General features: G+C 59.6%; 24 protein-coding genes. 6 read left to right on the forward strand and 18 right to left on the reverse strand.

Annotation, left to right across the window (positions count from 1 at the left end; translation table 11 throughout):
- Nucleotides 1-53 precede the first annotated feature (53 nt).
- Nucleotides 54-647: a phosphoheptose isomerase gene (locus ACOYXI_RS14255; RefSeq protein ID WP_007961622.1), complete on the forward strand. Its 594-nt coding sequence runs from the start codon at nt 54-56 to the stop codon at nt 645-647.
- Entirely contained in the window at nt 644-1,222 is a 579-nt protein-coding gene (locus ACOYXI_RS14260; protein WP_007961621.1) for a BON domain-containing protein, read from the forward strand. The genes ACOYXI_RS14255 and ACOYXI_RS14260 overlap by 4 nt, the downstream gene beginning before the upstream one ends.
- Nucleotides 1,223-1,273: 51 nt before the next feature.
- Here the strand turns inward: ACOYXI_RS14260 and ACOYXI_RS14265 are convergent, their stop codons facing one another.
- The 7 genes from ACOYXI_RS14265 to rplM form a co-directional block, all read right to left on the reverse strand.
- Nucleotides 1,274-1,687, reverse strand: a complete 414-nt coding sequence (locus ACOYXI_RS14265) for a ClpXP protease specificity-enhancing factor (protein ID WP_135296535.1) — start codon at nt 1,685-1,687, stop codon at nt 1,274-1,276.
- A gap of 16 nt (nt 1,688-1,703) precedes the next feature.
- Nucleotides 1,704-2,321 carry a glutathione S-transferase N-terminal domain-containing protein gene (locus ACOYXI_RS14270; RefSeq protein WP_007961620.1) on the reverse strand — a complete coding sequence of 206 codons (618 nt, stop codon included), beginning with the start codon at nt 2,319-2,321 and terminating at the stop codon, nt 1,704-1,706.
- Between the two features lie 146 nt (nt 2,322-2,467).
- Nucleotides 2,468-3,250, reverse strand: coding sequence for a cytochrome c1 (locus tag ACOYXI_RS14275; RefSeq protein ID WP_007917027.1), 783 nt, complete (start codon nt 3,248-3,250; stop codon nt 2,468-2,470).
- On the reverse strand, nt 3,250-4,461 hold the full coding sequence (locus ACOYXI_RS14280) for a cytochrome b (protein WP_096797145.1): 1,212 nt from the start codon (nt 4,459-4,461) through the stop codon (nt 3,250-3,252). The genes ACOYXI_RS14275 and ACOYXI_RS14280 overlap by 1 nt, the downstream gene beginning before the upstream one ends.
- On the reverse strand, nt 4,461-5,054 hold the full coding sequence (gene petA / locus ACOYXI_RS14285; RefSeq protein ID WP_003228055.1) for a ubiquinol-cytochrome c reductase iron-sulfur subunit: 594 nt from the start codon (nt 5,052-5,054) through the stop codon (nt 4,461-4,463). The genes ACOYXI_RS14280 and petA overlap by 1 nt, the downstream gene beginning before the upstream one ends.
- Before the next feature lie 270 nt (nt 5,055-5,324).
- Nucleotides 5,325-5,717, reverse strand: a complete 393-nt coding sequence (gene rpsI, locus ACOYXI_RS14290; protein WP_007961615.1) for a 30S ribosomal protein S9 — start codon at nt 5,715-5,717, stop codon at nt 5,325-5,327.
- Between the two features lie 14 nt (nt 5,718-5,731).
- Complete coding sequence (gene rplM / locus ACOYXI_RS14295; protein ID WP_003228062.1) at nt 5,732-6,160, reverse strand: 50S ribosomal protein L13; 429 nt, start codon at nt 6,158-6,160, stop codon at nt 5,732-5,734.
- A gap of 244 nt (nt 6,161-6,404) precedes the next feature.
- Here rplM and ACOYXI_RS14300 point away from each other — a divergent pair, with 244 nt between their 5' ends.
- Nucleotides 6,405-7,445, forward strand: coding sequence for an NADP(H)-dependent aldo-keto reductase (locus ACOYXI_RS14300; RefSeq protein WP_461674980.1), 1,041 nt, complete (start codon nt 6,405-6,407; stop codon nt 7,443-7,445).
- Nucleotides 7,446-7,549: 104 nt separating this feature from the next.
- Here the strand turns inward: ACOYXI_RS14300 and ACOYXI_RS14305 are convergent, their stop codons facing one another.
- The gene (locus tag ACOYXI_RS14305) at nt 7,550-8,686 is read right to left on the reverse strand and encodes an acyl-CoA dehydrogenase family protein (RefSeq protein WP_003228064.1); all 1,137 of its coding nucleotides are present in this window, start codon (nt 8,684-8,686) and stop codon (nt 7,550-7,552) included.
- Between the two features lie 250 nt (nt 8,687-8,936).
- Between ACOYXI_RS14305 and ACOYXI_RS14310 the strand changes: the two genes are divergently transcribed.
- Nucleotides 8,937-9,833: a GlxA family transcriptional regulator gene (locus ACOYXI_RS14310; RefSeq protein ID WP_171061848.1), complete on the forward strand. Its 897-nt coding sequence runs from the start codon at nt 8,937-8,939 to the stop codon at nt 9,831-9,833.
- A 176-nt stretch (nt 9,834-10,009) separates the two neighbouring features.
- Here the strand turns inward: ACOYXI_RS14310 and zapE are convergent, their stop codons facing one another.
- The 3 genes from zapE to ACOYXI_RS14325 all read right to left on the reverse strand — a co-directional run bounded on the left by zapE (nt 10,010) and on the right by ACOYXI_RS14325 (nt 13,204).
- On the reverse strand, nt 10,010-11,104 hold the full coding sequence (gene zapE, locus ACOYXI_RS14315) for a cell division protein ZapE (RefSeq protein WP_041074841.1): 1,095 nt from the start codon (nt 11,102-11,104) through the stop codon (nt 10,010-10,012).
- A gap of 90 nt (nt 11,105-11,194) precedes the next feature.
- Entirely contained in the window at nt 11,195-12,550 is a 1,356-nt protein-coding gene (locus ACOYXI_RS14320) for a tryptophan--tRNA ligase (protein ID WP_135296538.1), read from the reverse strand.
- A gap of 24 nt (nt 12,551-12,574) precedes the next feature.
- Entirely contained in the window at nt 12,575-13,204 is a 630-nt protein-coding gene (locus tag ACOYXI_RS14325; protein WP_097086289.1) for an alpha/beta hydrolase, read from the reverse strand.
- 144 nt (nt 13,205-13,348) lie between these two features.
- Here ACOYXI_RS14325 and ACOYXI_RS14330 point away from each other — a divergent pair, with 144 nt between their 5' ends.
- Nucleotides 13,349-13,783, forward strand: a complete 435-nt coding sequence (locus ACOYXI_RS14330; RefSeq protein WP_027612195.1) for a Z-ring associated ZapG family protein — start codon at nt 13,349-13,351, stop codon at nt 13,781-13,783.
- 255 nt (nt 13,784-14,038) lie between these two features.
- On the opposite strand, the gene ACOYXI_RS14335 is transcribed toward ACOYXI_RS14330, so the two are convergent.
- From ACOYXI_RS14335 to ACOYXI_RS14365, 7 genes are all read right to left on the reverse strand, one after another.
- Nucleotides 14,039-14,773, reverse strand: coding sequence for an OmpA family protein (locus tag ACOYXI_RS14335; RefSeq protein ID WP_007961595.1), 735 nt, complete (start codon nt 14,771-14,773; stop codon nt 14,039-14,041).
- A gap of 117 nt (nt 14,774-14,890) precedes the next feature.
- Nucleotides 14,891-15,535, reverse strand: coding sequence for an MBL fold metallo-hydrolase (locus tag ACOYXI_RS14340; RefSeq protein ID WP_027612196.1), 645 nt, complete (start codon nt 15,533-15,535; stop codon nt 14,891-14,893).
- 63 nt (nt 15,536-15,598) lie between these two features.
- Nucleotides 15,599-18,331, reverse strand: a complete 2,733-nt coding sequence (locus ACOYXI_RS14345) for a LuxR C-terminal-related transcriptional regulator (RefSeq protein WP_461674981.1) — start codon at nt 18,329-18,331, stop codon at nt 15,599-15,601.
- Between the two features lie 202 nt (nt 18,332-18,533).
- Nucleotides 18,534-19,898 (reverse strand): DUF1329 domain-containing protein, encoded by a 1,365-nt coding sequence (locus tag ACOYXI_RS14350; protein WP_027612198.1) that lies wholly within the window; start codon nt 19,896-19,898, stop codon nt 18,534-18,536.
- Nucleotides 19,899-19,926: 28 nt separating this feature from the next.
- Nucleotides 19,927-21,816 (reverse strand): DUF1302 domain-containing protein, encoded by a 1,890-nt coding sequence (locus tag ACOYXI_RS14355; RefSeq protein ID WP_098965554.1) that lies wholly within the window; start codon nt 21,814-21,816, stop codon nt 19,927-19,929.
- A 337-nt stretch (nt 21,817-22,153) separates the two neighbouring features.
- Nucleotides 22,154-23,836, reverse strand: coding sequence for a fatty acid--CoA ligase (locus ACOYXI_RS14360; protein ID WP_461674982.1), 1,683 nt, complete (start codon nt 23,834-23,836; stop codon nt 22,154-22,156).
- Between the two features lie 147 nt (nt 23,837-23,983).
- Nucleotides 23,984-25,168, reverse strand: a complete 1,185-nt coding sequence (locus ACOYXI_RS14365; protein ID WP_098965555.1) for an MFS transporter — start codon at nt 25,166-25,168, stop codon at nt 23,984-23,986.
- Between the two features lie 100 nt (nt 25,169-25,268).
- On the opposite strand from ACOYXI_RS14365, the gene ACOYXI_RS14370 reads away from it, so the two are divergent.
- Nucleotides 25,269-26,033: an AraC family transcriptional regulator gene (locus ACOYXI_RS14370; RefSeq protein WP_461674983.1), complete on the forward strand. Its 765-nt coding sequence runs from the start codon at nt 25,269-25,271 to the stop codon at nt 26,031-26,033.

A 26,033-nucleotide genomic window follows, 5' to 3' on the forward strand; every position in this document is an offset into this window, starting at 1 on the left:
TTGCGGGCTGCACATTCACGTGCCGAACAGCCGCGCTACTTAAGGTCACACAGATGGACATGCAATCCCGAATTCGCCAGCTTTTCCAGGCCAGTATCGACACCAAGCAACAGGCGATGGACGTACTTGCACCGCACATCGAGCAAGCCAGCCAGATCATGGTCAACGCCCTGCTCAACGAAGGCAAAATGCTTTCGTGCGGCAACGGCGGCTCTGCCGGCGACGCCCAGCACTTCTCCTCGGAGCTGCTCAACCGCTTCGAGCGCGAACGCCCGAGCCTGCCGGCCATCGCCCTGACCACCGACAGCTCGACGATCACCTCGATCGCCAACGACTACAGCTATAACGAAGTGTTCTCCAAGCAGATCCGCGCACTGGGTCAACCAGGCGACGTATTGCTGGCGATTTCGACCAGCGGTAACTCGGCCAACATTATTCAGGCGATCCAGGCCGCACATGATCGCGAAATGATTGTCGTAGCATTGACTGGCCGCGATGGCGGCGGCATGGCTTCGCTGCTGCTGCCTGAAGATGTCGAGATTCGCGTACCGGCCCATGTCACTGCACGTATTCAGGAAGTCCATCTGCTGGCGATCCATTGCCTCTGCGATCTGATCGACAGCCAACTGTTCGGGAGTGAAGAATGACCCCTAATCGCCTTGGCCTTTTGGCCTTGACCCTGTGCCTCGGCATCAGCGGCTGCACCTCGGTGGTGAATGCCAGCCGTGAAGCGCCGATTGAAGACGACCGCGGCACCCGAACCTTCGGCAGCAAAATCGACGACTCGCTGATCGAGACCAAAGTCGGCGTCAACGTGGCCAAGGCCGACCCCGGCCTGGACAAGGACTCGCATATCGTCGTCACCAGCTTCAACGGCGTGGTGCTGCTCGCCGGCCAGACGCCGCGCGAAGACCTCAAGGCCAAGGCTGAACAGGCCGCCGCCAACGTCCAGCGCGTGAAGAAGGTGCACAACGAGCTGCAAGTGATTGCGCCGTCGAGCTTCCTCGCCCGCCAGAACGACGCCTGGCTGACCACCAAGATCAAGACCCAGATGCTGACCGATGCCAGCATTCCCGGCTCGCGCATCAAGGTCGTGACCGAGAACGGCATCGTCTACCTGCTGGGCCTGCTGACCAAGCAGGAAGCCCAACAAGCGACCAACCTGGTGCAGAGCGTTTCCGGTGTGCAGAAAATCGTGAAGCTGTTCGAATACATCGACTGATACGCGACGAGCAGACACAAAAAAGGCGATCCATCCGGATCGCCTTTTTTATTACTTCACCACTTTCAGGCTTGGCCGGCCGCTTGGTCGCGGCGGCTCGCTGCCCGGTGGCGGCAAGTCGTCATCGGGTTCGACATCGTCTTCGTCATCCATCGGCGACTCTAGATCGAACACCATGCCCTGCCCGTTCTCCCGGGCGTAGATGCCCAGAATCGCGCTGATCGGCACATACAGACTGTGCGGAACGCCACCAAAGCGACCCTCAAAGGTCACCACGTCGTTGTCCATGTGCAAGTGACGCACGGCGCTGGGCGAAATGTTCAGGACAATTTGCCCGTCACTGGCGAAGCCCTGCGGCACCTGCACTGCCGGGTATTCGGAATTGACCAGCATGTGCGGGGTGCAATCGTTATCCACAATCCACTCGTAGAGCGCGCGGACCAGATAAGGTCGACTGGAGTTCATAGCGGCTCCTTAAGCCTTAGCGCATATCGCGTTCGACGCCAGACAGACTCGCCTGGAAAGCCTCACGCGCAAACTGGCGCTCCATATAATCAAGCAGCGGCTTGGCCGGCCGCGGCAGTTCAATACCCAGAATCGGCAAACGCCAGAGTATTGGCAATAGGCAGCAATCCACCAGACTTTGTTCCTCACTGAGGAAAAACGGCTTGTCGGCAAACAGCGGCGACACGCCCGTCAGGCTTTCACGCAATTCCTTACGCGCCACGACACGCGCGGCCTCCTTGGACTTGGGATCAAGAATCAGATCCACCAGACCACACCAGTCGCGCTGAATACGGTGAATCAGCAGACGACTGTTGGCACGCGCCACCGGATAAACCGGCATCAGTGGCGGATGCGGGTAACGCTCATCCAGATATTCCATCACCACGGTCGACTCCCACAACGCCAGGTCGCGATCGACCAGTGTCGGGAGACTGCCGTAAGGGTTCACCTCAATCAGTTTAGGCGGCTGGCGACCAGCTTCCACGTAAATGATTTCGGCGCTGACACCCTTCTCTGCAAGCACGATGCGCACTCGGTGGGAATAGTGGTCGGCGGGGTCGGAGTAACAGGCCAACCGATTGGTCACGCCCATGGCGATCCTCCTCGCTTGTTGAAATTATCGGAACCGGAAAAACGCGCGCGCCCAGAGGGCGCCTCCCGCAATGTCTGGCGAACCAGACCTTGCGTTATCGGAGGAACCCTTGGGCGCGCGCGATTAACAGCAATGCTTGAAGCGTATCAGTGCACGTCTTTCCAGTATTCACGCTTGAGCAGGTAGGCGAACACAAAGAAGAACGCCAGGTACAGCAAGACGTAAGTACCGATGCGCTGATGTTGCAGCTTAACCGGGTTAGCCGAGTAAGCCAGGAAGGTTACCAGATTCTTGACCTTCTCATCGAACTGCTCTTCGTTCAGAGCACCGGATTTCGGCACGATGGTCAACTGATCGCACGCTTCATGGGTCAGCGGCGTACCGGTCAGCGGATCGTATTGCTTCTTGCCGTCCTCGACGATCTGCACTTGCTTACAGCCAACCACCTGGCGACCTTGCAGGCCGACCAGCACGTTAGGCATGCCGACGTTCGGGAAGACCTTGTTGTTCACGCCCCAAGGACGTGCCGGATCTTCGTAGAACGAGCGCAGGTAACCGTAGAGCCAGTCAGTACCACGCACGCGAGCCACCAAAGTCAGGTCCGGCGGAGCAGCACCGAACCAGGTCTTGGCGTCCGCCGGCTGCATGCCGATGTTCATGTGATCGCCGATCTTGGCGCCAGTGAACACCAGCTTCTCGAGCATCATTTCGTGGGGAATGCCGAGGTCATCGGCCACCCGCTCGTAACGCTGAAACTTGGCACTGTGGCAGCCCATGCAATAGTTGGCGAAGGTCCGCGCACCATCTTGCAGGGCAGCCTTGTCGGACACGTCGATATCGACTTTTTCCAGCTCCGGACCACCGTGTTCAGCGGCGAAAGACAGCACAGGCAGAGCAGCAAAAATCAGAGCAAAAAATAACTTTTTCATCAGCCAGTCACCCTTTCCGGAACCGGTTTGGTCTTCTCGAGCCTGGTGTAGAACGGCATCAGAATGAAGTAGGCGAAGTACAGGAAGGTGCAGATCTGCGACACCAGCGTGCGCTCCGGCGTCGGGGCCAGTACGCCCAGAATGCCGAGGATCACGAAGGAAATGCAGAACACCACCAGCCAGATTTTGCTCATCCAGCCCTTGTAACGCATCGATTTGACCGGGCTGCGATCCAGCCACGGCAGCACGAACAGCATGGCAATCGAGGCGCCCATGGCGATAACACCCATGAGTTTGTCCGGGATCGCACGCAAGATCGCGTAGAACGGTGTGAAGTACCAGACCGGTGCAATGTGCTCAGGCGTCTTGAACGGGTTGGCTTGCTCGAAGTTTGGTTTTTCGAGGAAGTAGCCGCCCATTTCCGGGAAGAAGAACACGATAAAGCAGAAGATGAACAGGAACACCACTACGCCGACGATGTCTTTCACGGTGTAGTACGGGTGGAAAGCAATGCCATCCAGCGGGACACCGTTTTCGTCTTTGTGCTTCTTGATGTCGACGCCATCAGGGTTGTTCGAGCCGACTTCGTGCAGCGCCAGAATGTGCAGCACCACCAGACCAAGAATCACGATCGGCAGCGCCACCACGTGCAGGGCGAAGAAGCGGTTCAGGGTGATTCCGGAGATCAGGTAGTCACCCCGAATCCACTGGGTCAGGTCGTTACCGATCACCGGAATCGCACCGAATAGCGAGATGATCACCTGGGCACCCCAGTAGGACATCTGACCCCAAGGCAGCAGATAACCCATGAAGGCCTCGGCCATCAGCGCCAGGTAGATCAGCATGCCGAATACCCAGACCAGTTCACGTGGTTTCTGGTACGAACCGTAGAGCAGGCCACGGAACATGTGCAGATAGACCACGATGAAGAACGCCGACGCGCCGGTGGAGTGCAGCAGACGCAGGATCGAGCCGTACTCGACATCGCGCATGATGTATTCGACGGAAGCGAACGCCTCTTCTGCCGACGGCGTGTAGCTCATCGTCAGCCAGACACCGGTGACGATCTGATTGACCAGCACCAGCAGCGCCAGCGAGCCGAAGAAATAGAAGAAGTTGAAGTTTTTTGGCGCGTAATACTTGCTGAGATGGTCTTCCCACATTTTGGTCGCAGGGAAGCGCGCATCCACCCAATCCATGAACTTGCTCATCACGCTTTCTCCGTATCGACGCCAATGACAATCAGGTCATCGGTCTCATAGGAATGCGGGGGAACTGGCAGGTTCAAAGGCGCAGGTTGCGACTTGTAGACGCGGCCAGCCAGATCGTAGTGGGAGCCGTGGCAAGGGCAGAAATAGCCACCGACCCAGTCTTTACCCAGATCTGCAGGCGCCACTTCGGGACGGAAGGTTGGTGAGCAACCCAAGTGAGTGCAGATCCCGATCAGCAGGAGAATTTCCGGCTTGATCGAACGCACTTCAGGGTCGACATAGGTGGGTTGCGTGGAGTTCTTGGAAGTCGGATCGGAGAGCTGGCCCTCGATCTTCTTGAGATTCCCCAGGATTTCCGCAGTACGGCGGACAATGAACACCGGCTGGCCGCGCCACTCGGCAATCATCTGCTGTCCTGGCTCGATCTTGCTGACATTCACTTTCACCGGTGCACCGGCGGCTTTCGCCTTGGCACTGGGAAACCATGACCCCACGAACGGGACCGCAGCCCCCACCGCTCCTGCAGCACCCACCACGGATGTGGCTGCTACCAAGAAGCGACGCCGGCCTGCATTCACGCCGTCATTGCTCATTCAGTCCTCTCCCATCAGCTTTGTGGCCTGTTAAATCAGGCATCTACTAAATAAATCAATGTTACTTATAAAAATTTTGCCGAGATGGTAATGAAAAGCCCCAATTCTGACAAGGGAATTACCCGGAGCTCATACCCTCAAGCCTTGCAGTATAGGGGGTCTACGAATGTGGCAAGTTGTCACAGCGCAATTCTTTTGATAAATCGCAGGCATAAAAAAACGCCCGGTTCCGTGAGGAATCGGGCGTTCTTTTTTGAACGTGGAAACGAATTAACGCTTCGAGTACTGCGGACGCTTACGCGCTTTACGCAGACCAACTTTCTTACGTTCAACTTCACGGGCGTCGCGAGTAACGAAGCCAGCTTTGCGCAGAGCGCTACGCAGGGTTTCGTCGTAGTCCATCAGAGCGCGAGTGATGCCGTGGCGGATTGCGCCAGCCTGACCACTTACACCACCACCGATGACAGTGACGTAGATGTCGAACTTCTCGACAGTCTCGGTCAGTTCCAGCGGCTGACGAACTACCATGCGGGCAGTTTCGCGGCCGAAGAACGAGTCCAGGGAGCGGTTGTTGATGGAGATGTTACCAGTACCCGGACGCAGGAAAACGCGTGCGGTTGCGGTCTTGCGACGGCCAGTGCCGTAATTTTGAGTCGCCGACATAATGAACTATTCCGTTAAATCTTCAGTTCTTGGGGCTGCTGAGCAGTATGAGGGTGTGCAGCGCCCGCATAGACTTTCAGCTTACGGTACATGTCACGACCCAGCGGGTTCTTAGGCAGCATGCCTTTAACCGCGGTCTCGATCACGCGCTCAGGGGCTTTGGCGATCAGCTTTTCAAAGTTGATCGACTTGATGCCGCCCGGGAAACCGGAGTGGGAGTAGTACATTTTGTCAGTGGTTTTAGCGCCGGTTACACGGATCTGCTCGGCGTTGATTACGACGATGTAGTCGCCGGTGTCAACGTGAGGAGTGTACTCAGGCTTGTGCTTGCCACGCAGACGGCTCGCGATTTCGGTGGCCAGACGACCCAGGGTCTGACCAGCAGCGTCGACGACAAACCAGTCGCGCTTTACTGTTTCCGGTTTAGCAGTAAAAGTTTTCATTCTTTATAGCCTCAGGGGCCGCCTGTAAATAAGACGGCGGATCTTACTGAATAGTGCGTACTTTGACAAGTCAAAGGCAGCCGGATACAGACGCTTTCGGGGGCTCGGGTCGGCGCGTCCGTTCAACGGCAAGATTCTTCGGCGGCGGCGCATCACTTCCACTGCAGAAAGAGGTCGGCAATTATGCAGATTGCGAAAAAATTTTCAACCTGCTTTTATGATTGTTTTGCCCAAGGAGCACCCGATGGACTATCGCCAGCTAGGCCGTACCGACCTGAACGTGAGTGCAATCTGCCTCGGCACCATGACCTGGGGCGAGCAAAACACTGAAGCTGAAGCCTTCGCCCAGATCGAACGGGCCAAGGAAGCCGGGATCAATTTCATCGACACCGCCGAGATGTACCCGGTGCCGCCGAAAGCCGAAACCTACGCCACCACCGAGCGCTACATCGGCAATTATTTCAAAAGCCGTGGTGATCGGGCCGACTGGATCCTCGCCAGCAAGATCGCCGGCCCCGGCAACACCATCGACTACATCCGCGACAAGAACCTGCGCCATAACCGCCAGCACATCACCGCCGCGGTGGATGCCAGCCTCGAGCGCCTGCAGACCGATTACATCGACCTTTATCAATTGCACTGGCCGGAGCGCAGCACCAACTTTTTCGGACAGCTGGGCTACAAGCACAAGATCGAAGCCAACCTGACACCGCTCGAAGACACCCTCGAAGCGCTCGACGAACAAGTGAAGGCCGGCAAGATCCGCCACATCGGGCTGTCCAACGAGACCCCGTGGGGCACCATGCGTTTCCTTGCCCTGGCCGAAGCCTGTGGCTGGCCGCGCGCGGTGTCGATCCAGAACCCGTACAACCTGCTCAACCGCAGCTTCGAAATCGGCCTGGCGGAAATCGCCATTCGCGAACAGTGCGGCCTGCTCGCGTACTCGCCGCTGGCGTTCGGCTTCCTGTCCGGCAAGTACGAAGGTGGCGCTCGCCCGCCGAAAGGCCGCCTGAGCCTCTACAGCCGCTTCAGCCGCTACTTCAACCCGCAGTCGGAAGCTGCTTGCAGCCGTTACGTGGCACTGGCCCGGGAACATGGTCTGGACCCGGCGCAAATGGCCTTGGCGTTCGTCACCCAGCAACCGTTCGTCACCAGCAACATCATTGGCGCGACGACGCTGGAGCAACTGGACAGCAACATTGCCAGTTTTGATCTGAAACTTTCCGATAAAGTGCTGGCGGGGATCGAGGCGATTCACAAGGATCACCCGAATCCGGCACCTTGATCGACCGCTAAAAGCTTCGCGAGCAAGCCCGCTCCCACAAAGATCACTCCGTACCTGTGGGAGCGGGCTTGCTCGCGAAAGGGCCTGTCAATTCACTGCAAAGCTCACAACGAGCGCGCAATGATCTCCTTCATGATTTCATTGGTGCCGGCATAGATGCGCTGCACGCGCGCATCCGCCCACGCCCGGGCCACCGGGTATTCCCACATGAAGCCGTAGCCGCCATGCAACTGCACGCACTCGTCGAGCACCTTGCATTGCAGGTCGGTGCCCCAGTATTTGGCCATCGCCGCTGTTGGAACATCGAGCTTGCCTTGCAGGTGCAGTTCCAGGCACTTGTCGACAAAGACCCGGCCGATCTGAATCTCGGTAGCCATTTCCGCCAGTTTGAAGCGGGTGTTCTGGAAGTCGGCAATCGCCTTGCCGAACGCCTTGCGATCACGGGTGTAATCCAGCGTCCATTTCAGCGCAGCTTCGGCTGAGGCCAGACCACCGATCGCTACCGTCAGTCGCTCCTGTGGCAATTCCTGCATCAAATAAGCGAACCCTGCCCCGGCCTGACCCAACAGGTTTTCCTTGGGAACACGCACGTCCTGGAAGAACAATTCCGACGTGTCCTGAGCCTTCATTCCGACCTTCTCCAGGCGTTTGCCCTTCTCGAAGCCCGGCGTATTCGCCTCTACCACAAACAGGCTAGTGCCCTTGGCACCGGCCTTCGGATCAGTCTTGGCGACGACGATCACCAAATCAGCGAGGAAGCCGTTGGTGATGAAAGTCTTGGAGCCGTTGATCACGTACTCGTCGCCATCCAGCACCGCCGTGGTCTTGACCCCTTGCAGGTCGGAGCCGGCGCCCGGTTCGGTCATGGCAATCGCACTGACCATCTCGCCAGAGACCAGTTTCGGCAGGTATTTGTGCTTAAGCGCTTCGCTGCCGTAATGCAGGATGTACGGTGCGACGATGTCCGAATGCAGCGAAAAGCCGATACCGGTCAGACCCAAGCGACCGACCTCTTCGATCACCACCGCGCTGTACAGAAAGTCCGCGCCCAGGCCGCCGTATTCTTCCGGCAGGTGTGAGCAGAGCATCCCCGCCTCCCCGGCCTTGTTCCACAGCTTGCGGTCGATGTGGCCTTGTTTCTCCCATTGCGCATGGAACGGGACAGCCTCTTTTTCGAGGAAGGTTCGTACGCTGTCGCGGAACAATTCGTGCTCGGAGCTGAACAAGGTTCTGGGGATCATGCGGCACCTTTCATTCTTGTTGGAGGGATATGACCTTCAGAGACTAAGCCTCACCTCCGACACAGGACACTGGACACATCCGACAAAAAATAAGACGATCCAGCCGTCTGGTGACCACTTTCCCTTATAAAAACAAAACAAAAGTTGAATTATGTCCAAGCAAGTCTCCACGCCCTTGCGGCGCGTCAGCATCCTGGCAATCGACCGGGTTTTCGCATCCACTCTCATGCAGGCCAAGGATTTCTTCCATCTGGCCAGCCTGCGTTACGGCAAACAACTGGGCCACGGCCTGACACCGGCGTTCGAAACCCGCCTGGTCAGCCCCGACGGCAAACCGGTGAACAGTTTCAGTGACGTGATGATGCCGGTGGACGGCGGCCTGGAAAACGCCGACGTCATCATCCTCCCGGCGTTCTGGGACGACTTTGAAACCCTGTGCGGCCGTTATCCACAAATCCTGCCGTGGCTGCGCGAGCAGCATGCCCGCGGCGCCGTGCTCTGCGGCGAAGCCACCGGGGTATTCTGGCTGGCCGAGGCCGGACTGCTCAATGGCAAGGAAGCGACCACCTACTGGCGTTTCTTCAATGCCTTCGCCGAGCGCTTCCCCAAGGTGTACCTCAATCAGGACAAGCACCTGACCGACGCTGACAACCTGTATTGCGCCGGCGGCACCACTTCGGCCTGCGATCTCTATATCTACCTGATCGAACGCTTCTGCGGCGCCAACGTGGCGCAAGCCGTGGCCCGCGACATTCTGTATGAAGTGCAGCGCAGTTATTCGCCGGGTCGCATCGGTTTCGGCGGGCAGAAGCTGCACCAGGACGTGATCATCCTGCAGATCCAGCACTGGCTTGAAGAGCATTTCGCCGACAAGTTCCGCTTCGAAGACGTGGCCCGCGAGCACGGCATGAGCATCCGCAACTTCATGCGCCGCTTCCAGACCGCGACTGGTGACAAGCCGCTGCACTACCTGCAACGGTTGCGTATAGAGACCGCCAAGGGCTTGCTGTCCGGCAGCCGCAAGAGCATCAAGACCATCAGTTATGAGGTCGGCTACGACGATGCGAGCTTCTTTGCGCGGCTGTTCCGCCAGCACACCGAGCTGTCGCCGAACCAGTATCGGCAGCAGTTTCAGCAGGCTGCGTAGCTTTTGAACGACACAAGGCCTCCTGTGGGAGCGAGCTTGCTCGCGAAAGCATACTTTCAGTCGGCATCTATTTAGCTGACACACCGCATTCGCGAGCAAGCCCGCTCCCACAGGGGTACTGCGTCGCATAAAAAAAGGCCTGCAATTGCAGGCCCTTTTTTGTATGCCGAATCTGTTTAAGGCTTGTGCGCCCGGGACAGGAATTCGTGCGATTGCATCTCCAGCAGACGGCTGAGCGTACGCTGGAATTCGAACGTCAGGCGTCCGCCGGTGTACAGGTCTTTCAACTCGACTTCGGCAGAAATGATCAGCTTGACGTTACGGTCGTAGAACTCGTCGACCATGTTGATGAAACGCCGGGCGATGTCATCAGTGGTGACGCTCATCTGCTCGACGCCACTGAGCAGCACGGCGTGGAAGATCTTGCCCAGCTCGATGTAGTCGTTCTGGCTGCGTGGGCCGTCGCACAGTTCGCGGAAGTCGAACCAGGCCACGTCGTCGCAGGTGCGCAGGGCACGGATTTCACGGTTCTCGATGATCAGCACATCGTTTTCCACCGCGGCGGTGCATTCCGGCGTCAGGGCCTTGAAGCTCTTGCGCAGGCTTTCATGGGCGGCTTCATCCAGCGGATAGTGGAACAGCTCCGCTTGTTCGAGGTGGCGCAGACGGTAGTCGACACCGCTGTCGACGTTGACGATCTCGGTGTTCTGCTTGATCAGCGCAATAGCCGGCAGGAAGCGTGCGCGTTGCAGGCCGTCCTTGTACAGGCCGTCCGGAACGATGTTCGAGGTCGCGACCAGGGTCACGCCGTTCTTGAACAGCTCTTCCATCAGCGTGCCGAGGATCATCGCGTCGGTGATGTCCGAAACGAAGAATTCATCGAAGCAGATCACTCGCGACTCGGTGGCGAAGCGCTTGGCGATGATGGTCAGCGGGTTTTTCTCGCCGCCGAGGGTTTTCATCTCTTCGTGCACACGCTTCATGAAGCGGTGGAAGTGGGTGCGGGTCTTTTCCTTGAACGGCAGCGCTTCAAAGAAGGTGTCGACCAGGTAAGTCTTGCCGCGACCCACGCCGCCCCAGAAGTACAGACCCTTGACCGGCGTCTGATCCTTTTTGCCAAACAGCTTGCCCAGCAAACCCGGCTTGTTCTGCTCGGCCGCGATCAGATCGTCGTACAGGCGCTGCAGATGACGCACGGCAGTTTCCTGCGCGGCGTCATGGAAGAAGTCCGGGCGTTTCAGATCAGCTTGATATCGTTCTAGGGGCGTCATAATTCGTTAGCAAGGCAACAAAAACGGGCCGTCACTGTAGCGACGGCCCGTAGGAATGGCAATCAGCCCTTGGTCGGGCCGCGCCGCGGATTAGTCCTGAACCGGGGTCAGTGCAACGCGCAGAGCCTCGATGGCCGCGTCTCGCGCAGCAGCATCGGCGAACGCCGGGCTGTCACCAACGCACTCGCCTTCCAGCCACACGCTGAAGCTCAGGTCTTGATTGCGGATGTCCAGCGCCTGACCGGATTGCAGTTGCTTGGTCACTTGGCCGGCGGTTTTGCCGTCGGCAAAGTTGCGCGACAGCAATAGTTGCTCGCCATCAGCCGCCAGCAGACGGAAGCGGAAGCTGCCGTCGTCTTCACGGAAGCTCACGAAACGTGCAGCTTTCACGGCTTTCTTTTTGGTGGTCGCCGCGACTTGCACCTGATTGACGAACGAACGCAGGCCGACCGCTTCACGCAGTTCGTTGAGGAACGGCGTCGCCACCGCACGAGCCTTTTTCGCGCCGTGTTGCAGGATGTCTTCCAGATCCGCCGGGCGCTCGATCAACTGGTGGTAACGCTCGCGGGACTCGCCCAGTTCATTGTCGAGCAACTGGAACAGACGATTCTTCGCCTCGCCCCAACCCAGACCGCCGAGCAGTTCGCTGCGGAATTCGTCCGCCTGCGCCGGTGTGGCGAACGCCTGAAACAGAGTGAACAGGTGCGAGTTGTCCGGATCTTTGGCTTCGCCCGGCGCTTTGGAGTCGGTGACGATCCGCGAGATCGCGTCCTTCATCTCTTTGGCGCTGGAGAACAGCGGGATGGTGTTGTCGTAGCTCTTCGACATCTTGCGCCCGTCGAGGCCGGGCAAGGTCGCCACGCTCTCCTCGATCAGCGCCTCAGGCATGGTGAAGAACTCTTTGCCTTGGCCGAACAGGTGGTTGAAGCGCTGGCCGATGTCGCGGGCCATTTCCACGTGCTGGATCTGATCACGACCGACCGGGACCTTGTGCGCGTTGAACATCAGGATGTCCGCCGCCATCAGCACCGGGTAGCTGTAGAGACCCATGGTGATCCCGGCATCCGGGTCTTCACCGCTCTCGACGTTCTTGTCCACCGAGGCCTTGTAGGCGTGCGCCCGGTTGAGCAAGCCTTTGGCGGCGACGCAGGTCAGCAGCCAGGTCAGCTCGGGGATTTCCGGGATGTCGGACTGGCGATAGAAGGTCACACGGTCGACATCCAGGCCACCGGCCAGCCAGGTCGCGGCGATTTCCAGACGCGAGCGCTGGATGCGCAGCGGGTCATCGCATTTGATCAAGGCGTGGTAGTCGGCCAGGAAGTAGAACGAATCGGCATTGCTGTCGCGGCTGGCGAGAATCGCCGGGCGGATGGCGCCGGCGTAGTTGCCCAGGTGCGGCGTGCCGGTGGTGGTGATGCCGGTGAGGATACGGGTACGGTTCGTCATGGGTAATCGCTTGTCAGACTGCAATCAATTCGAGAGACGCGGCAGGATCAGATCCTTGAGATCGGTCAGCTTGCCATGAAAAAAGTGTCCGCATTCTGCCACTTTCAGCAGCTCATGGGGGCGCTGGAGTTTTTCCGACCAGTCGTAGACCAACTGCGGATCGATCACTTCGTCGGTTTCCGGCTGGATCACGGTCAGCTCGCCGTGCTGTGGCAGTTGATCCTGATCGCCCAGGCGCATCACCGCCGGCGCGACCATAAACAACTGCTTGAGCTGCACGCCTTGGGCTTCGAGACGACCGCCGAGACTTGCTGCAACAAATCCGCCGAAGGAGAAACCGAACAGGGTCAGCGGCAGCTCCGGATGCTTTTCCAGTAGCCATGCTGCGGCAGCCTGAGCGTCGTCGACTTCACCGCTGCCCATGTCGTGGGAGCCTTCGCTGGCACCGACGCCGCGATAGTTGAAGCGCAAGGTGATCAAACCTGCGTCGCGCGCAGTGCGCTGCAGGGTCGAGACGACCTTGTTGAGCATGGTGCCGCCCTGCACCGGGTTTGGATGGCAGATCAGCGCAATGCCGACTGGCTGCTCGTTATCGAGGTACAGCGCTTCGATTTGGCCGACTGGGCCGGCAATCACTACAGGGGTTTCACGCATCAGCAAGGAAGGAACTCCGTGACCTCGAATCGGGTCGACTCGTCTAGCAAATTGTCTGTGCCAATCTATTGCGAGTGAATCGCGGTATACAGCGCAGGTTCGAGCCGTTAACGTAAAGCAAAGCCGTTTATAGAGGAAGGACTCGTGGAACACTCGCTCTTAGTTTGGTTGTTACCGACTCTTGCCCTGGTTGTGGGTGTCGCCATTGGATTCCTGATCGCTCGCGTCGCACCGAATGCCGCGCCGAGCCGCACGCAGCGTCAACTGGATGATATCCAGGAGCGTTTCGACAGCTATCAAAACGAGGTGGTCACTCACTTCAACAGCACCGCGACGCTGGTCAAGAAGCTGACCCAGAGCTATCAGGAAGTGCAGGATCATCTCGCCGAGGGTGCCAACCGCCTGGCCCTGGACGAGCAGACCCGTCAACGCCTGATCGCCGCTTTGCACGCCGATGCCGCGCAGGCACCGCGCGAACGTCTGACGCCACCGCGCGATCAGGAGCCGCCACGCGACTACGCACCGAAAGCCCCGAACTCGCCGGGCATGCTCGATGAGCATTACGGCCTGAAGAAGTAATCGGGTTTCGCGCCCAACAAAAAGCCCCCGGACAATTCGGTTGTCCGGGGGCTTTTTTTGTATCTGATGATTTGAGGGTGATGGGTCCGGCCCCTTCGCGAGCAAGCCCGCTCCCACAGGGTCATGTGGTGAACGCAGATTCTGTGAACAACACCCATCCCTGTGGGAGCGGGCTTGCTCGCGAAAGGGCCAGCACGGGCAACCCAAAAAAATGCCCGGTCACAAGACCGGGCATTTCTTCACTCAAGCATTCACTTACGGATACTGCTGAACCGTCCCCGGCTGTTGCTGCTGACCACCATACTGCTGACCCGGAATCGCTTTCAGGTTGACCTCGACGCGGCGGTTCTGCGCGCGGCCATTGACGTCACCGTTGCTGGCAATCGGGTTATCCGGGCCGGCGCCACGGGCCGAGAGGTTGGCACCGCTGACACCTTGAGAAGTCAGGTAGGTGGCCACGCTCTGCGCACGACGCTGAGACAGGTCCATGTTGTGCTGACGGCTGCCGGTGCTGTCGGTGTAGCCGACGATTTCGATCTGGTTCTGGTTGAACTCTTTCAACGAGTTCGCCAGGTTGTTCAGTGGCTGATAGAAGCTTGGCGCGATGTTCGCCGAATCGGTGGCGAAGGTGATGTTGCCTGGCATGATCAGCTTGATCTGATCGCCCTGGCGCTGCACTTCAACCCCGGTGTTGGCCATGCTGGCGCGCAGCTTTTTCTCTTGCTGGTCGGCGTAGTAACCGTAACCGGCCGCCGAGGCACCAACGACCGCCGCGCCGATCAAGGCACCCTTGCCACGGTTGTTGTGGTCGATGGCGGCACCTGCCAAGGCGCCGGCCAGCGCACCGAGACCGCCGTACTTGGCGGTTTTGCTCATGCCTTGCGAGCCACCGTCGGCCTGCCCCTGATTGTCATACGGGTTGGGCGAGGCGCAGCCGGCCAACATGGCCACAGCGGTAGCAACAATAATCAAACGAGGCGTGGTGAACATGAAAAGCTCCTGGTTTTTTTCGCATTCTGTGTGGCAGCGGCCCTAGGCAATAGACCTGTGCGGGCGTTGGATCATGACAATGCCGAAAAATTCCGCCGCACACTCATGACAAAATGTTTAGGCGCGCACGAACGGGTTTTCGCGCATTTCATCCCCGAGACGCGTGTCCGGGCCATGTCCGGCAACCACGATTGCGTCTTCGTCGAGGGTGTACAGCCGCTGCTTGATCGATCGCACGATGGTCGCCTGATCGCCGCCCCACAAATCCGTGCGCCCTACCCCGCGACGAAACAGCGTGTCGCCGGCAATCAACAGCTTAGCCTCGGAAAACCAAAAGCTCATGGAACCGGGCGTATGTCCCGGCGTATGCAGCGCCACGCCGCAGCCGCAGGCCAGTTCTTCATCGTCGCTCAACCAGCGATCCGGCGACGGCACCGGCGTGTAGGGCACACCGAACATCTGGCATTGCATTTCAAGGTTGTCCCACAGGAACTGGTCTTCCTTGTGCAGATGCAGGGTTGCGCCGGTCTTTTCCTTCATCTGCCCGGAGGCGAGGAAATGATCGAGATGCGCGTGGGTGTGGATGATGCTGACCACTTTCAGACCGTGGGCATCGAGGCGCGCCATGATCAGATCGGGGTTGCCGCCCGGATCGACGACGATGGCTTTTTTCGTGATGGGGTCGCCGATGATCGTGCAGTTGCACTGCAGCGGGCCGACGGGAAAGGTTTCGCGGATGAGCGCAGGCGCTGGAACAGTCATGGGGCAATCCTGATCAATATTCGACGGCGGCGAAAACCGCTGATGTCGAAGATTTTAGCGGGACTAGATCATTAACCCCAGCGCCTTGGCGCGGGCCACCGCCTGAGTACGCCGCTCAACCCCCAACTTGCTGTTGATATGGCTGGCATGGGTTTTCACCGTATGCAGCGAAATGAACAGTTGCTCGCTGATTTCCTGATTGGAACATCCCTGGGCAATCAAACGCAGCACCGCCAGCTCGCGACTGCTGAGTTGTTCGGCAGATCCACATTCAATGACAGGACGGGCAACCACCAGCGGAAAATGCGTCAGCAACTGCTGTCCTGCCAGTGCTGGCGAGTTTTGCAGCTGGCTGCGCAGCCAGTCCGGATGCGCGTTGATCAAGGCGTCAAATGGCTGTATCACGCCGCCCGCAGCCGCTTCCAGCGCCTGGTTCAATGCTTTGCGTGCCTCGGATTCGCGGCCACTGCTCAGCAGCAAATTCACTTTCTGCGCCAGCGCCATCACACACAGCAACTGGCGCCCGGTTTGCTGACCGTTTTCCAGCAACACATTCAACCGCCCTTCGGCGAGCATCGGCTGGCCCTTGATCACGTCGAGCAACGCTTGTTGCAATTCCACATGCAGCGGCAGCTGTGGATGAAATTCCGGTGGTGCGGCTGCACGTTCGCCGGTGTAGGTCTGGCCCAGTCGTGCCAGCCAGGCTTCGGCCAGATCAGTGCGGCCTTGCGCCAGCCACAGTTCGCATTTGACCAGGGTGATCATCGCCAGATAGTAGATCGGCGGCACATCCCATATATGCATCAGACGCTCGGCTTCAGCGAGTTCGGCGAAGGCCTTGGCGAATTCGCCGAGGCTGCCGTCGAGACGGGCGATCACGCAGTGACCGATCAATACGCTGATATCGCGACAGGCCCGCGCTTCGGCCAGACCGCTCAGCAATCGGGCCCGGGCCTGCTGCGGTTGCAAGCGCATCGACAGCAGAAAACCTTCATACAGCGTCAATCGCGCACGCACCGCGTACAGACGTTGCGCCGACAACCCGCGCAGACGATCAAGACCCTGATGCACCTCATCCAGTGCCCGCAGAATTTCCCCGCGCGATTGCAGGACCCGCGCCCGGTCGTAATGCGCCAAGGCTTCGAACAACGGATTGCCGACCCGCTGCGCCAGCTCGAGGGATTCTCGATTCAAGCCCCGCGCACGCCACAGGTCACCGTCGGCGATCGCCAGATTGGACAAGGTCGACAGGCACATCAGGCGTTGCCCGTAACGTTTCACCGGCAGGCTTTCCAGCGCTTCGCTGCAATAGCGCTGGGTCAGCTCACGATGCCCGCGCCCGCGGGCGATGATGCCGCTGAGCGCCAGCCATTGCGCGAGCATCGACTTCTGCGCAGAGGCCGAAGGCGCCGGCAGGAAACGACTTAAATGACTGGCCAGCTCTTCAGCGGCATCCAGCTGACAGGCCAGCCCGAGCGCCCAGCTGTAGAGCACGATCAAGCGTGGCGTGCTGATCAGCAGACTGTCGGGCAAGTCCATTTTCCAGCGCAGCAGCATGCCCACGTTCTGCTCGGCGAGCAGTTGTTCCTCGGACAGGTTCTGCACCAGATTCGCTGCGACATCCAGATGGCCGGCGCGCAAGGCCTGCTCCACCGCTTCGTCGAGCAGCCCTTGAGCATTGAACCAGCGACAGGCGCGCAGGTGCAGGGTCGCCGCCGGCACCAGCGTCTGGGTCACGGGACGGCTGCGCAGCAGATCGGAAAACAAATGGTGATAGCGATACCAGTGACCGTGTTCGTCCAGCGGTACCAGAAATACCTGATGCGCCAACAGAAACCGCAGGATTTCGGCGCTGTCGTGGGCTTCGCGCACCGCGTCGCACAGCTCGCTGCAAAAGCGCTCTTGAGGGGCGGTGTCGTAGAGAAACGCCTGCACCTCGGCCGGCAGGCAATCGATCACTTCTTCCAGCAGGTAATCGCGGATCAGCCCTTCCCCGCCGTTCAGCGCGGGTGGCAGCGGAGCCCCGCTGCCAGCCTCGGAGACCGCAAGCAACCAGAAACGCAGTCCGGCCACCCAGCCTTCGCTGCGCTGGATCAGGTTTTCCAGCGCTTCGCCGCGCAATGAACTGCTGTGTCGATCGAGCAGCGTCAGGGCTTCATCGTGGGTCAGGCGCAAGTCCTGCTCATGCAGTTCGAGCAACTGGCGCGACAGGCGCAGACGCGCCAGATGCCAGTCCGGGCGCTGCCGACTGGTGACCATGACCAGCAAGCCATCGGGAAGATGATTGAGGAAAAACTGCAGGCAACGGTCGAGTACCGGGCCTTGGGCGAGATGGTAGTCGTCGAGCACCAGCAACAGCGGCGCCGTCGGTTGCAGTTGCAGGGCCAACTCATCGAGCAAGCCGTCGAGCCATTCTTCGAAGGCGAACGGCTGATGGCGCTGGCGCATCTTCAACAGGCCGAGTGCACGACTGCCCAGATCCGGAAAGTAGTCCTGCAGTCCCTCCAGCAATCGCTCGAGAAACCGCCCCGGATCGTTATCCCGTGGGCTCAATCCCAGCCAGAGACTTTGCCAGTGCCCCGGCAGGCTCTGACAGAACTCCACCGCCAGCGAACTCTTGCCGAACCCGGCCGGAGCGCAGACCAGTAACAGACGTCCACCGAGCCCGGTTTGCAGGCGCTCGCAGAGACGTGGCCGCAAGACGTATCCGTCCGGCAGCGGAGGACGGAAAAAACGTCCGTCCAGTGCCGCGACGGCAACGCTTGCGGGACCCGGAAGTGGGGACAGATCAGTCATGGCCGGCTCTTGTTCGAATGGCGGTTGGCGGCGTAGCAGATGTCCGCAGCCTAGCCTTAAACGTAGCGGTTATGAAGGTTGCTGCTACAAATGGCTACAAAAAGACTGTCGAGAGCCGGCAGCTCCTACAAAAATCAACGCCAAAAAAAACGCCCCGAACCAGTCGGGGCGTTTTTTCGAGGATGCGGCCTCGGGTCAAAGCTTAGCGGATACCGTCCTGGCCCAAATTGCCCGGCTGGAATTCGCTCTTGGTGGCAGAGAAACCGAAGTCATACGCTGATTTCTCTTCGTTCTTCATGCCCAGCGCCAGGTAGCGACCCGATTGCAGGTCGTACAGGGCTTCCAGTGCGTACCACGGCACTTGCTTGTCGTAGTAGTCCTCGGCATGCGCTTCGGCGACACGCCACAGCTGACCGCGACCGTCGTAGTGGTCGATGACTGCTGCCTGCCAGGTGTCTTCGTCGATGTAGAAGTCACGTTTGGCATAGATATGGCGCTGACCCGGTTTCAGGGTGGCGACCACGTGCCAGACACGACGCAACTCGTAACGGGTCAGGTCCTGGTTGATATGGCCGGCCTTGATGATGTCGGCGTACTTGAGGGTCGGCGAGTCGATCTTGTAACTGTTGGAGGCAATGTACATCTCTTTCTTGCCTTCGAGCTTCCAGTCGTAGCGATCCGGCGCACCGTTGTACATGTCGAGGTTGTCGGAGGTACGCAGACCGTCCGCGGCAGTGCCCGGACCGTCATAGGACACTTGCGGTGCCTGACGCACACGACGCTGACCAGTGGCGTAGACCCACGCCTTGCGCGGCTCCTTCACCTGGTCGAGGGTTTCGTGCACCAGTAGCACGGTACCGGCCAGACGTGCCGGCGCGGTCACTTTCTGCTTGAAGTAGAACAGGATGTTGCCCGGGTTGGCCGGATCGTAGTCCTTCATCTTGTCGCGGAACACGAACTGGTCCTGGAAGTACACCAGGCTGAACGAGCCGTTGGTTTGCGGAGTCGCCTGGGTCACCAGACGGGTCACACTGCCACCGCGATAGCGGGTGATGTGGTTCCAGATCACTTCCAGACCGCTTTTCGGAATCGGGAACGGCACGGCGGTATCGAAGTTTTCCAGACCGTTACCGCCTGCGACCAGATTGGTGGTGGTGGCGTTTTTCTTGATCGCGGCGAACACGTCATCCGGCACGGTCGAGCCGCGATGGGACGGATAAACCGGAATCTTGAAGGTGTCCGGGTAGCGCTTGAACATCGCGTACTGGCCCGGAGCAAGCTTGTCCTTGTACTGCTCGACGTTCTGCGCGGTGATGGTGAACAGCGGTTTTTCACTGCCGAACGGATCGGACAGGAAGCCCTTGCTGTCGACCGTGCCGGCATTTTTCGCCAACGGTTTCCAGGCAGGGATCGAACCGTCGGCGTTGCCGGCCATTTCGGCGCCCATCGGGGTCAGGCTCTTGCCCAGCTTGTCGGCTTCGGCGGCGGGAACGGCCGCCATGACGCTGGTCGCCAGCAGCGACAAACCCAGAACACTCGCGTGGAACAGACTCTTTGTTATTTTCATATGTGTGTTCGTCCTGAAAAAACTGTGCTTAGAAGTTCACGCCGACGCTCAAGGCCACGAAGTCACGATCGTCCACGGTCGTGTAGTCGCCGCCAAAGAAGTTGGTGTAGGCCAGGCTCGCCGTGTAGGTGTTCTGGTATTCGGCATCGAGACCGAGGCTGATGGCCTTGCGACCTTCCTCGAAGTTGCCGCCAGGGCCTGGCGAGTAACCTTTCACGTCGTGCGACCAGGCCACGTTCGGCTTGAGGTTCACACCGGCAAACACGTCGCTGTAATCCCAGATGGCACGAGCGCGATAGCCCCACGAAGTGGCCGTGGTGAAACCATCGTTGTTGCAGTTGCTGGAAACGTTGTCGCGCGAAGCCCCCGGCCCGGCACCGTTGATGGTGGAGGTGTTGAGGATCTGCGAGCAGGTGTTGAGACCTCCCGTGGCAGGCAGTTCGCCCGGGCCGAACACCGGATCGCGGCCGTAACGGGCTTCGGATTTGCTTTCCAGACCACCGACGTGGGTCACGCCGACTTCACCCACCAGGGTCAGCCGGTTGGCGCCCATCACCTGATCGAAGAAGTGCGTCAGGGTGGTTTGCAGTTGGGTGATTTCTTTACGGTTGTAACCGTGCAGATCCTGGCCCGGCACGCCGTTGAGGACCGACGCGTTGGTCAACGCGCCTCCCAGCGGACGTACGCCGGCGAACAGGATGTCGGTGGAGTTCAACTGCACCGGAGCATTCGGCCGGTAGCTGACTTCACCGCTCCACGCCGTACCGGTAGGCAGGGTAGTGGAGAAGCTCAGACCGTACAGGCGAATGTCTTCAGGGTATTCGATGAAGTATTCCGAGTTGCCTGCCACGACCAGCGGGCCCAGTGCCTGGAACGGCCCTGGCAATGCCTTGACGCCGTTATAGATCGACTGGGGCGCGCCGGTGGCGCTGAAGATCGGCGCACGGCTGTGGTAGTTCATGAAGTAGGCGCCGAACTCGGTGGCCAGCGGGTCGAACATGTACTTGGCGGAAACGCCCCACTGCCCGCTGTCACGCGCGTTGCGGTTGGGCGAACGGCGCACCAGCACGCCCTCTTCGTTGACGTCGACACCAGCGTTGGCCAACGGCCCGAGCGCAATACCCGGAATGGTCGAACGCTTGTTCAGTACCCGCAGGTTATCGTCGCAACCGGTGGTGACGATATCCGGCTGCGAGAAAAAGGTGCCGCAGTTGTCGGTCACGGTCTTCTGCCAGTCGATCTGGTAGAAACCTTCAGCCGAGAGGTTTTCGGTGAGGCTCTGGGATACGTAGAACATGTTGACCGGGATCAGACCTTCCTTGATCTCGGCACCCGGACGGCGGAACGCGGACACGTCGATCGGGTTGATCGAGTTGATGCCGCCACCGATGAAGGTACTTTCGCCCCAGTTCACCACCTGCTTGCCCAGACGCACCGAACCCGGCTCATCGGCAATCGAGTAGTTGTGGTAAACGAAGGCGTCTAGGATCTGCCCGCCGGAAGAGCGCGCCGCGACGTCGCGGTTGTGGTTGCTGACGTCCTTGTATTCCAGGTCCTGATTCTGCAGCGCGAAGTCGTACCAGTATTTGCCCCGGACGAAGACCCCGGTGTCGCCGTATTTCAGTTCCAGATCATGGATGCCCTTGAAGATCTTCGAGAAGGCTTGCCCGCTCTTGAAGTTCAGGTGGCCGTTGTCGGAGGTCTGGGACAGGCCCTTGCCGCCGTTGTTGACACCAATAAGGTCCTTGTTCGGCTGCTGGGTCGAGATACTCATGCCCAGGGAGAGCGAGGAGTCGAACTGACCTTCGATTTCACCGACGTTGAAACTGACGCCGAATGCGGGCCCGGCGAGCGTAGAGGCAAGACTGACGGCCAGAGGCAGTTTAGCCCGGCGCCAGAACTGGTTTACTGATGTCATCGACGCTACTCCATGTGCATTATTGTTATGGCAGTGAGTACTTTTAAAAACGCCTGGAAGACCGGGAGCCAGTAGCCACCCGACGTCACTCCAAAGTTGCATCGCCCCTGTTCGTGCGTGTGCCCCGTTCTTAAAAATCCTTGAGCGGACTATAGCCAGCAGGGGGTACTGCTTGATCCCTCTAAAGTGTGATTTGCAGCTGCCGGCCACTCTGGAACAGTCCTTTCGCCAGTCCGACACATGTCGGCACGGCAAGGATGGCTGAATTTTTCGATTTAACAAGCCAAGCGCTTGCTTGGTGGGTCTGGCGCGCCGGTTTCGGCGCGCCAGCAGACACTCAAAGTGTCGAAAGGAAGGTGCTGTTGTTGGCCTGCCATTCGGTGATGTCGAGGCGGATGCGCTTCTTGTCGAGCTTGCCGACACTGGTCTTGGGAATTTCCGTAACAAGGGCGATCTGGCTTGGAATCGCCCACTTGCTCAAGTGACCCAGTTCCACGAACGGCTTGAGGTGTTCCTTGAGCTCGCGCGCCCCGATCTCGTGCCCTTCGCGGATCACCAGCAGTGCAAACGGCCGCTCGCCCCATTGCGGATCGGCGATGCCCACCACTGCTACTTCGCGTACCGCCACATGACGGCTGATCAGGTCTTCGAGGTCCAGCGAGGAAATCCATTCGCCGCCAGTCTTGATCACATCCTTGATGCGGTCGCGGATGTCGATCACGCCCATGCTGTCGAGCGTTGCCACATCGCCGGTGTGCAGCCACCCACCGGCCCAGAGCTCGGCGCCCTTCTGCGGTTCGTTGAAATAGCCTTCGGTGAGCCACGGCGCGCGCAGCACCAGTTCGCCCTGGGTTTCGCCGTCGGCGGGGAGGAAGTTGCCCTCGGCGTCGACGATCGCCGCTTCCACCAACGGCCCCGGCACACCGGCCTTGATCCGGTAAGTGGTGCGTTCGTCTTCGGTGCCGGCCATCAACTCGTCGTTCAAATGCGCACAGGAAACCAGTGGCCCGGTCTCCGACATGCCGTACGCCGCCGTCAACTGAATGCCCCGGGCCTTGGCGGTTTCATACAGCGTACGGTTCAGCGCACTGCCACCGATGACGATCTTCCAGCCCCCGAAATCGGTGCCCTGTGCGCCTTTGGCGTTGAGCAGCATCTGCAGGATGGTCGGCACGCAGTGGGAGAACGTGACCTTCTCCTTGCGCCACAGCTCGACGAGGAACTCCGGGTCGTAACGCCCCGGATAAACCTGCTTGAGCCCGAGCATGGTTGCCACGTACGGCAAGCCCCAGGCATGCACATGGAACATCGGGGTAATCGGCATGTACACGTCGCTGGTGCCGAGCAGGCGCACGCTGTCGATCGCGCCCATGATAGTCGACACGCCCATGGTGTGCAGCACCAGTTGCCGATGGGTGAAGTACACACCTTTCGGGTTACCGGTGGTGCCCGTGGTGTAGAAGGTAGTGGCGACCGAGTTCTCGTCGAAGTCCTGGAAGTCGTACTGCGGGCTCGCAGCGGCCAGCAGTTGCTCATACTCGCCGACCAGGTTCGGCAGCTCGGCGGTCTTTTCCGGCAGATCGGTCAGCAGCAGGGTTTTCTCGACGGTGGTCAGGTGCGGCGCGATGGCCTGGTACAGCCCGACGAACTCGCTGTTGACCAGCACGAAGCGGTCCTCGGCGTGGTTCATGGTGTAGAGGATCTGCTCCGGCGACAGACGCACGTTGATGGTGTGGATCACCGCGCCGATCATCGGAATGGCAAACATGCATTCGAGGTAGCGATGGCTGTCCCAGTCCATCACCGCCACGGTGTCACCCGCCTTCACCCCGGCCGCCGTCAATACGTTGGCCAGCCGCGCCACCCGCTCGATCAGGGTCGGATAGCTGTAGCGCAACTGGTCTCGGTAAATGATCTCGCGGGTTTTCTCGTAACGGGCGCCGGACATCAGCAGCCGTTTGATCAGCAATGGATACTGGTAGGCCCCATCGGCCGGGGGAATGACGCGAGTCTGCAACATATGAATCCCTTTTCTGGCTGCACGGTGTTGGCGTAGAGAGCGTTACTCTAGAGCCGTTATACCCCAGTCAAATCAGCCGAAGGAATGATTTGCACAGCCGTACAAATGCTAGCTTTGCGCCAGCATTTGTCGGTATTTCAGCGCCGTTCAGGCCGTTTGCCCTACAGCCGCTTCTGAAGGCGTCCGTGGGAAAACCAGCGCAGCAAGGAAGGTCAATGCGCCGAAACCCGCCAGAATCAAGTAAAGCCCGACAAACCCATGGCGCGGCTCGATGTAGGCAATGAGCGGAATCGCCGTCGCACTGGCGCCGAACGACAGGCAGTAACGCAGGGCGAAGACCCGCGATTGCCACTGCGGCGCGACGAAATTGGCGACCATCGAGTCGTTCACCGTCACCTGACCGAACACCACGAACATGAACGCCGCACCGAGCACGATCACTGCCCAGCCATCGACATACGCCATGGCGTACAACAGCGGCGCCTGAAACAGCGTCAACACAATAAACGGCCATTTCAGGCTGACTCGGTGCAGCACCTGGCCAATGCTCAACTGCGCGACTGCACCAAAGGCATACGCGAGGCTGACCACCACGCCGAGGGTTTGCGGCGAGGCGAACAGGTCATGCAGACGTTCCTGAAACAGCTTCGGATAGGTCATGGTGGTGGCGTTGAACACCACGCCACCGGTGGCCGTCGCCAGCGCCAGCACGCCGAATACCATGAGCATCGAAATCCGCTGCCCGGCAGCGCCCTTCAGTGCGGTGTGTGGACGCTGCGGGATCGGCTCTTCACGCACCTGCAAGGCAAAGCCGATTCCCAGCATGATCGCCACCACCCCCGGTAACACAAAGGCCGACCGCCAGCCGAACTGCGCCACCAGCAACCCGGTGATCAGCGCCGAGAACGCTACGCCGAGGTTGCCCCACATGCCATTGATGCCGATCTCCCGCCCGCGATTCTGCGCGTAGGCCACCAGCATCGCGGTACCCACCGGGTGGTAGATCGCGGCGAAAATGCCGATCAGGGTCAACCCGATCACCAGCATCGTCGGGCTGGTGCTCAGCCCGGTGAAGATCGCCGAGGCGCCGATGCCGAAGAAAAACACCAGCATCATCTGCCGCCGACTCCAGTGATCGCCCAGCCAGCCGGCCGGTAACGAACAGGCGCCAAAGGCAATGAACCCGCCCAGCGAAAGGCCGATCAGCGCGGCGTAGTCGAGGCCGAAGGCCTGGGTCATGCCGAGCACGGCGGCGGGAAAAATCAGCATGAACATGTGATCGATCACATGGGCGGCGTTGACGTAGCGAATCACGTTTCGGGATTGGTTCATGGCGGCACGCTTGTGTTTGTTATGGGCGGATTGGTGTCAGCGGCTTTATGCTAAGTTGGCGAAAAAGCGCATACCTGCCAACCAGGTCATCGAATCCGACATGTTGATCAGCCACTTCGAACACGGCCCGGTGAGTGCCTATCCCCGGGATTATCTGGACGGCGCGCACCAGTCGCTGCACCTGCACCGCGAGGCGCAGTTGCTGTATGCCGTCCGAGGGATCATGCGAGTGGTCACCGACCTCGGTGCCTGGGTGATTCCGCCAAGCCGCGCAGTGTGGATTCCGCCGCAAGTCGCGCACGAGATTTTCATGTCCGGCGATGTGCAGATGCGCTCGCTGTTCATTGCCCCCGAGCTGTCACCGGCCAGCCTGCAACAGTGCTGCGTGCTGGCGGTGACGCCGCTACTGCGCGAGTTGATCCTGCGCGCCGTGCAGGGCCCGCCGCACGCGGACAATCCGCTGATCCAGCAGTTGATGCTGGAAGAGCTCGCCAGCCTGGACAACCTGCCGCTGCACATTCCAATGCCTACTGACCGACGCCTGCAGAACATCTGTCTGGCGTTGCTGCACACACCGGATCACCCCAACACCCTGGAAGACTGGGCGCAGCAGGTCGGCGCCAGCTCACGCACTCTGGCGCGGCTGTTCCAGCGACAACTGAAGATGAGTTTCAACGCCTGGCGCCAGCAACTGCGCCTGATGGAAGCGCTGCCGCGCCTGCTCGCCGGGGACAGCGTGCAGAGCGTGGCGCGGGATCTGGGGTACGGCAGCGCGCGGGCGTTCAGCGCGATGTTTCGCCGGTTGCTCGGGGACAATCCCCGGGAGTACCTGAATAATCTGAGCAAACTCAGCCAACTCGTGTAG

Source organism: Pseudomonas sp. G3-19 (genome assembly GCF_054855875.1).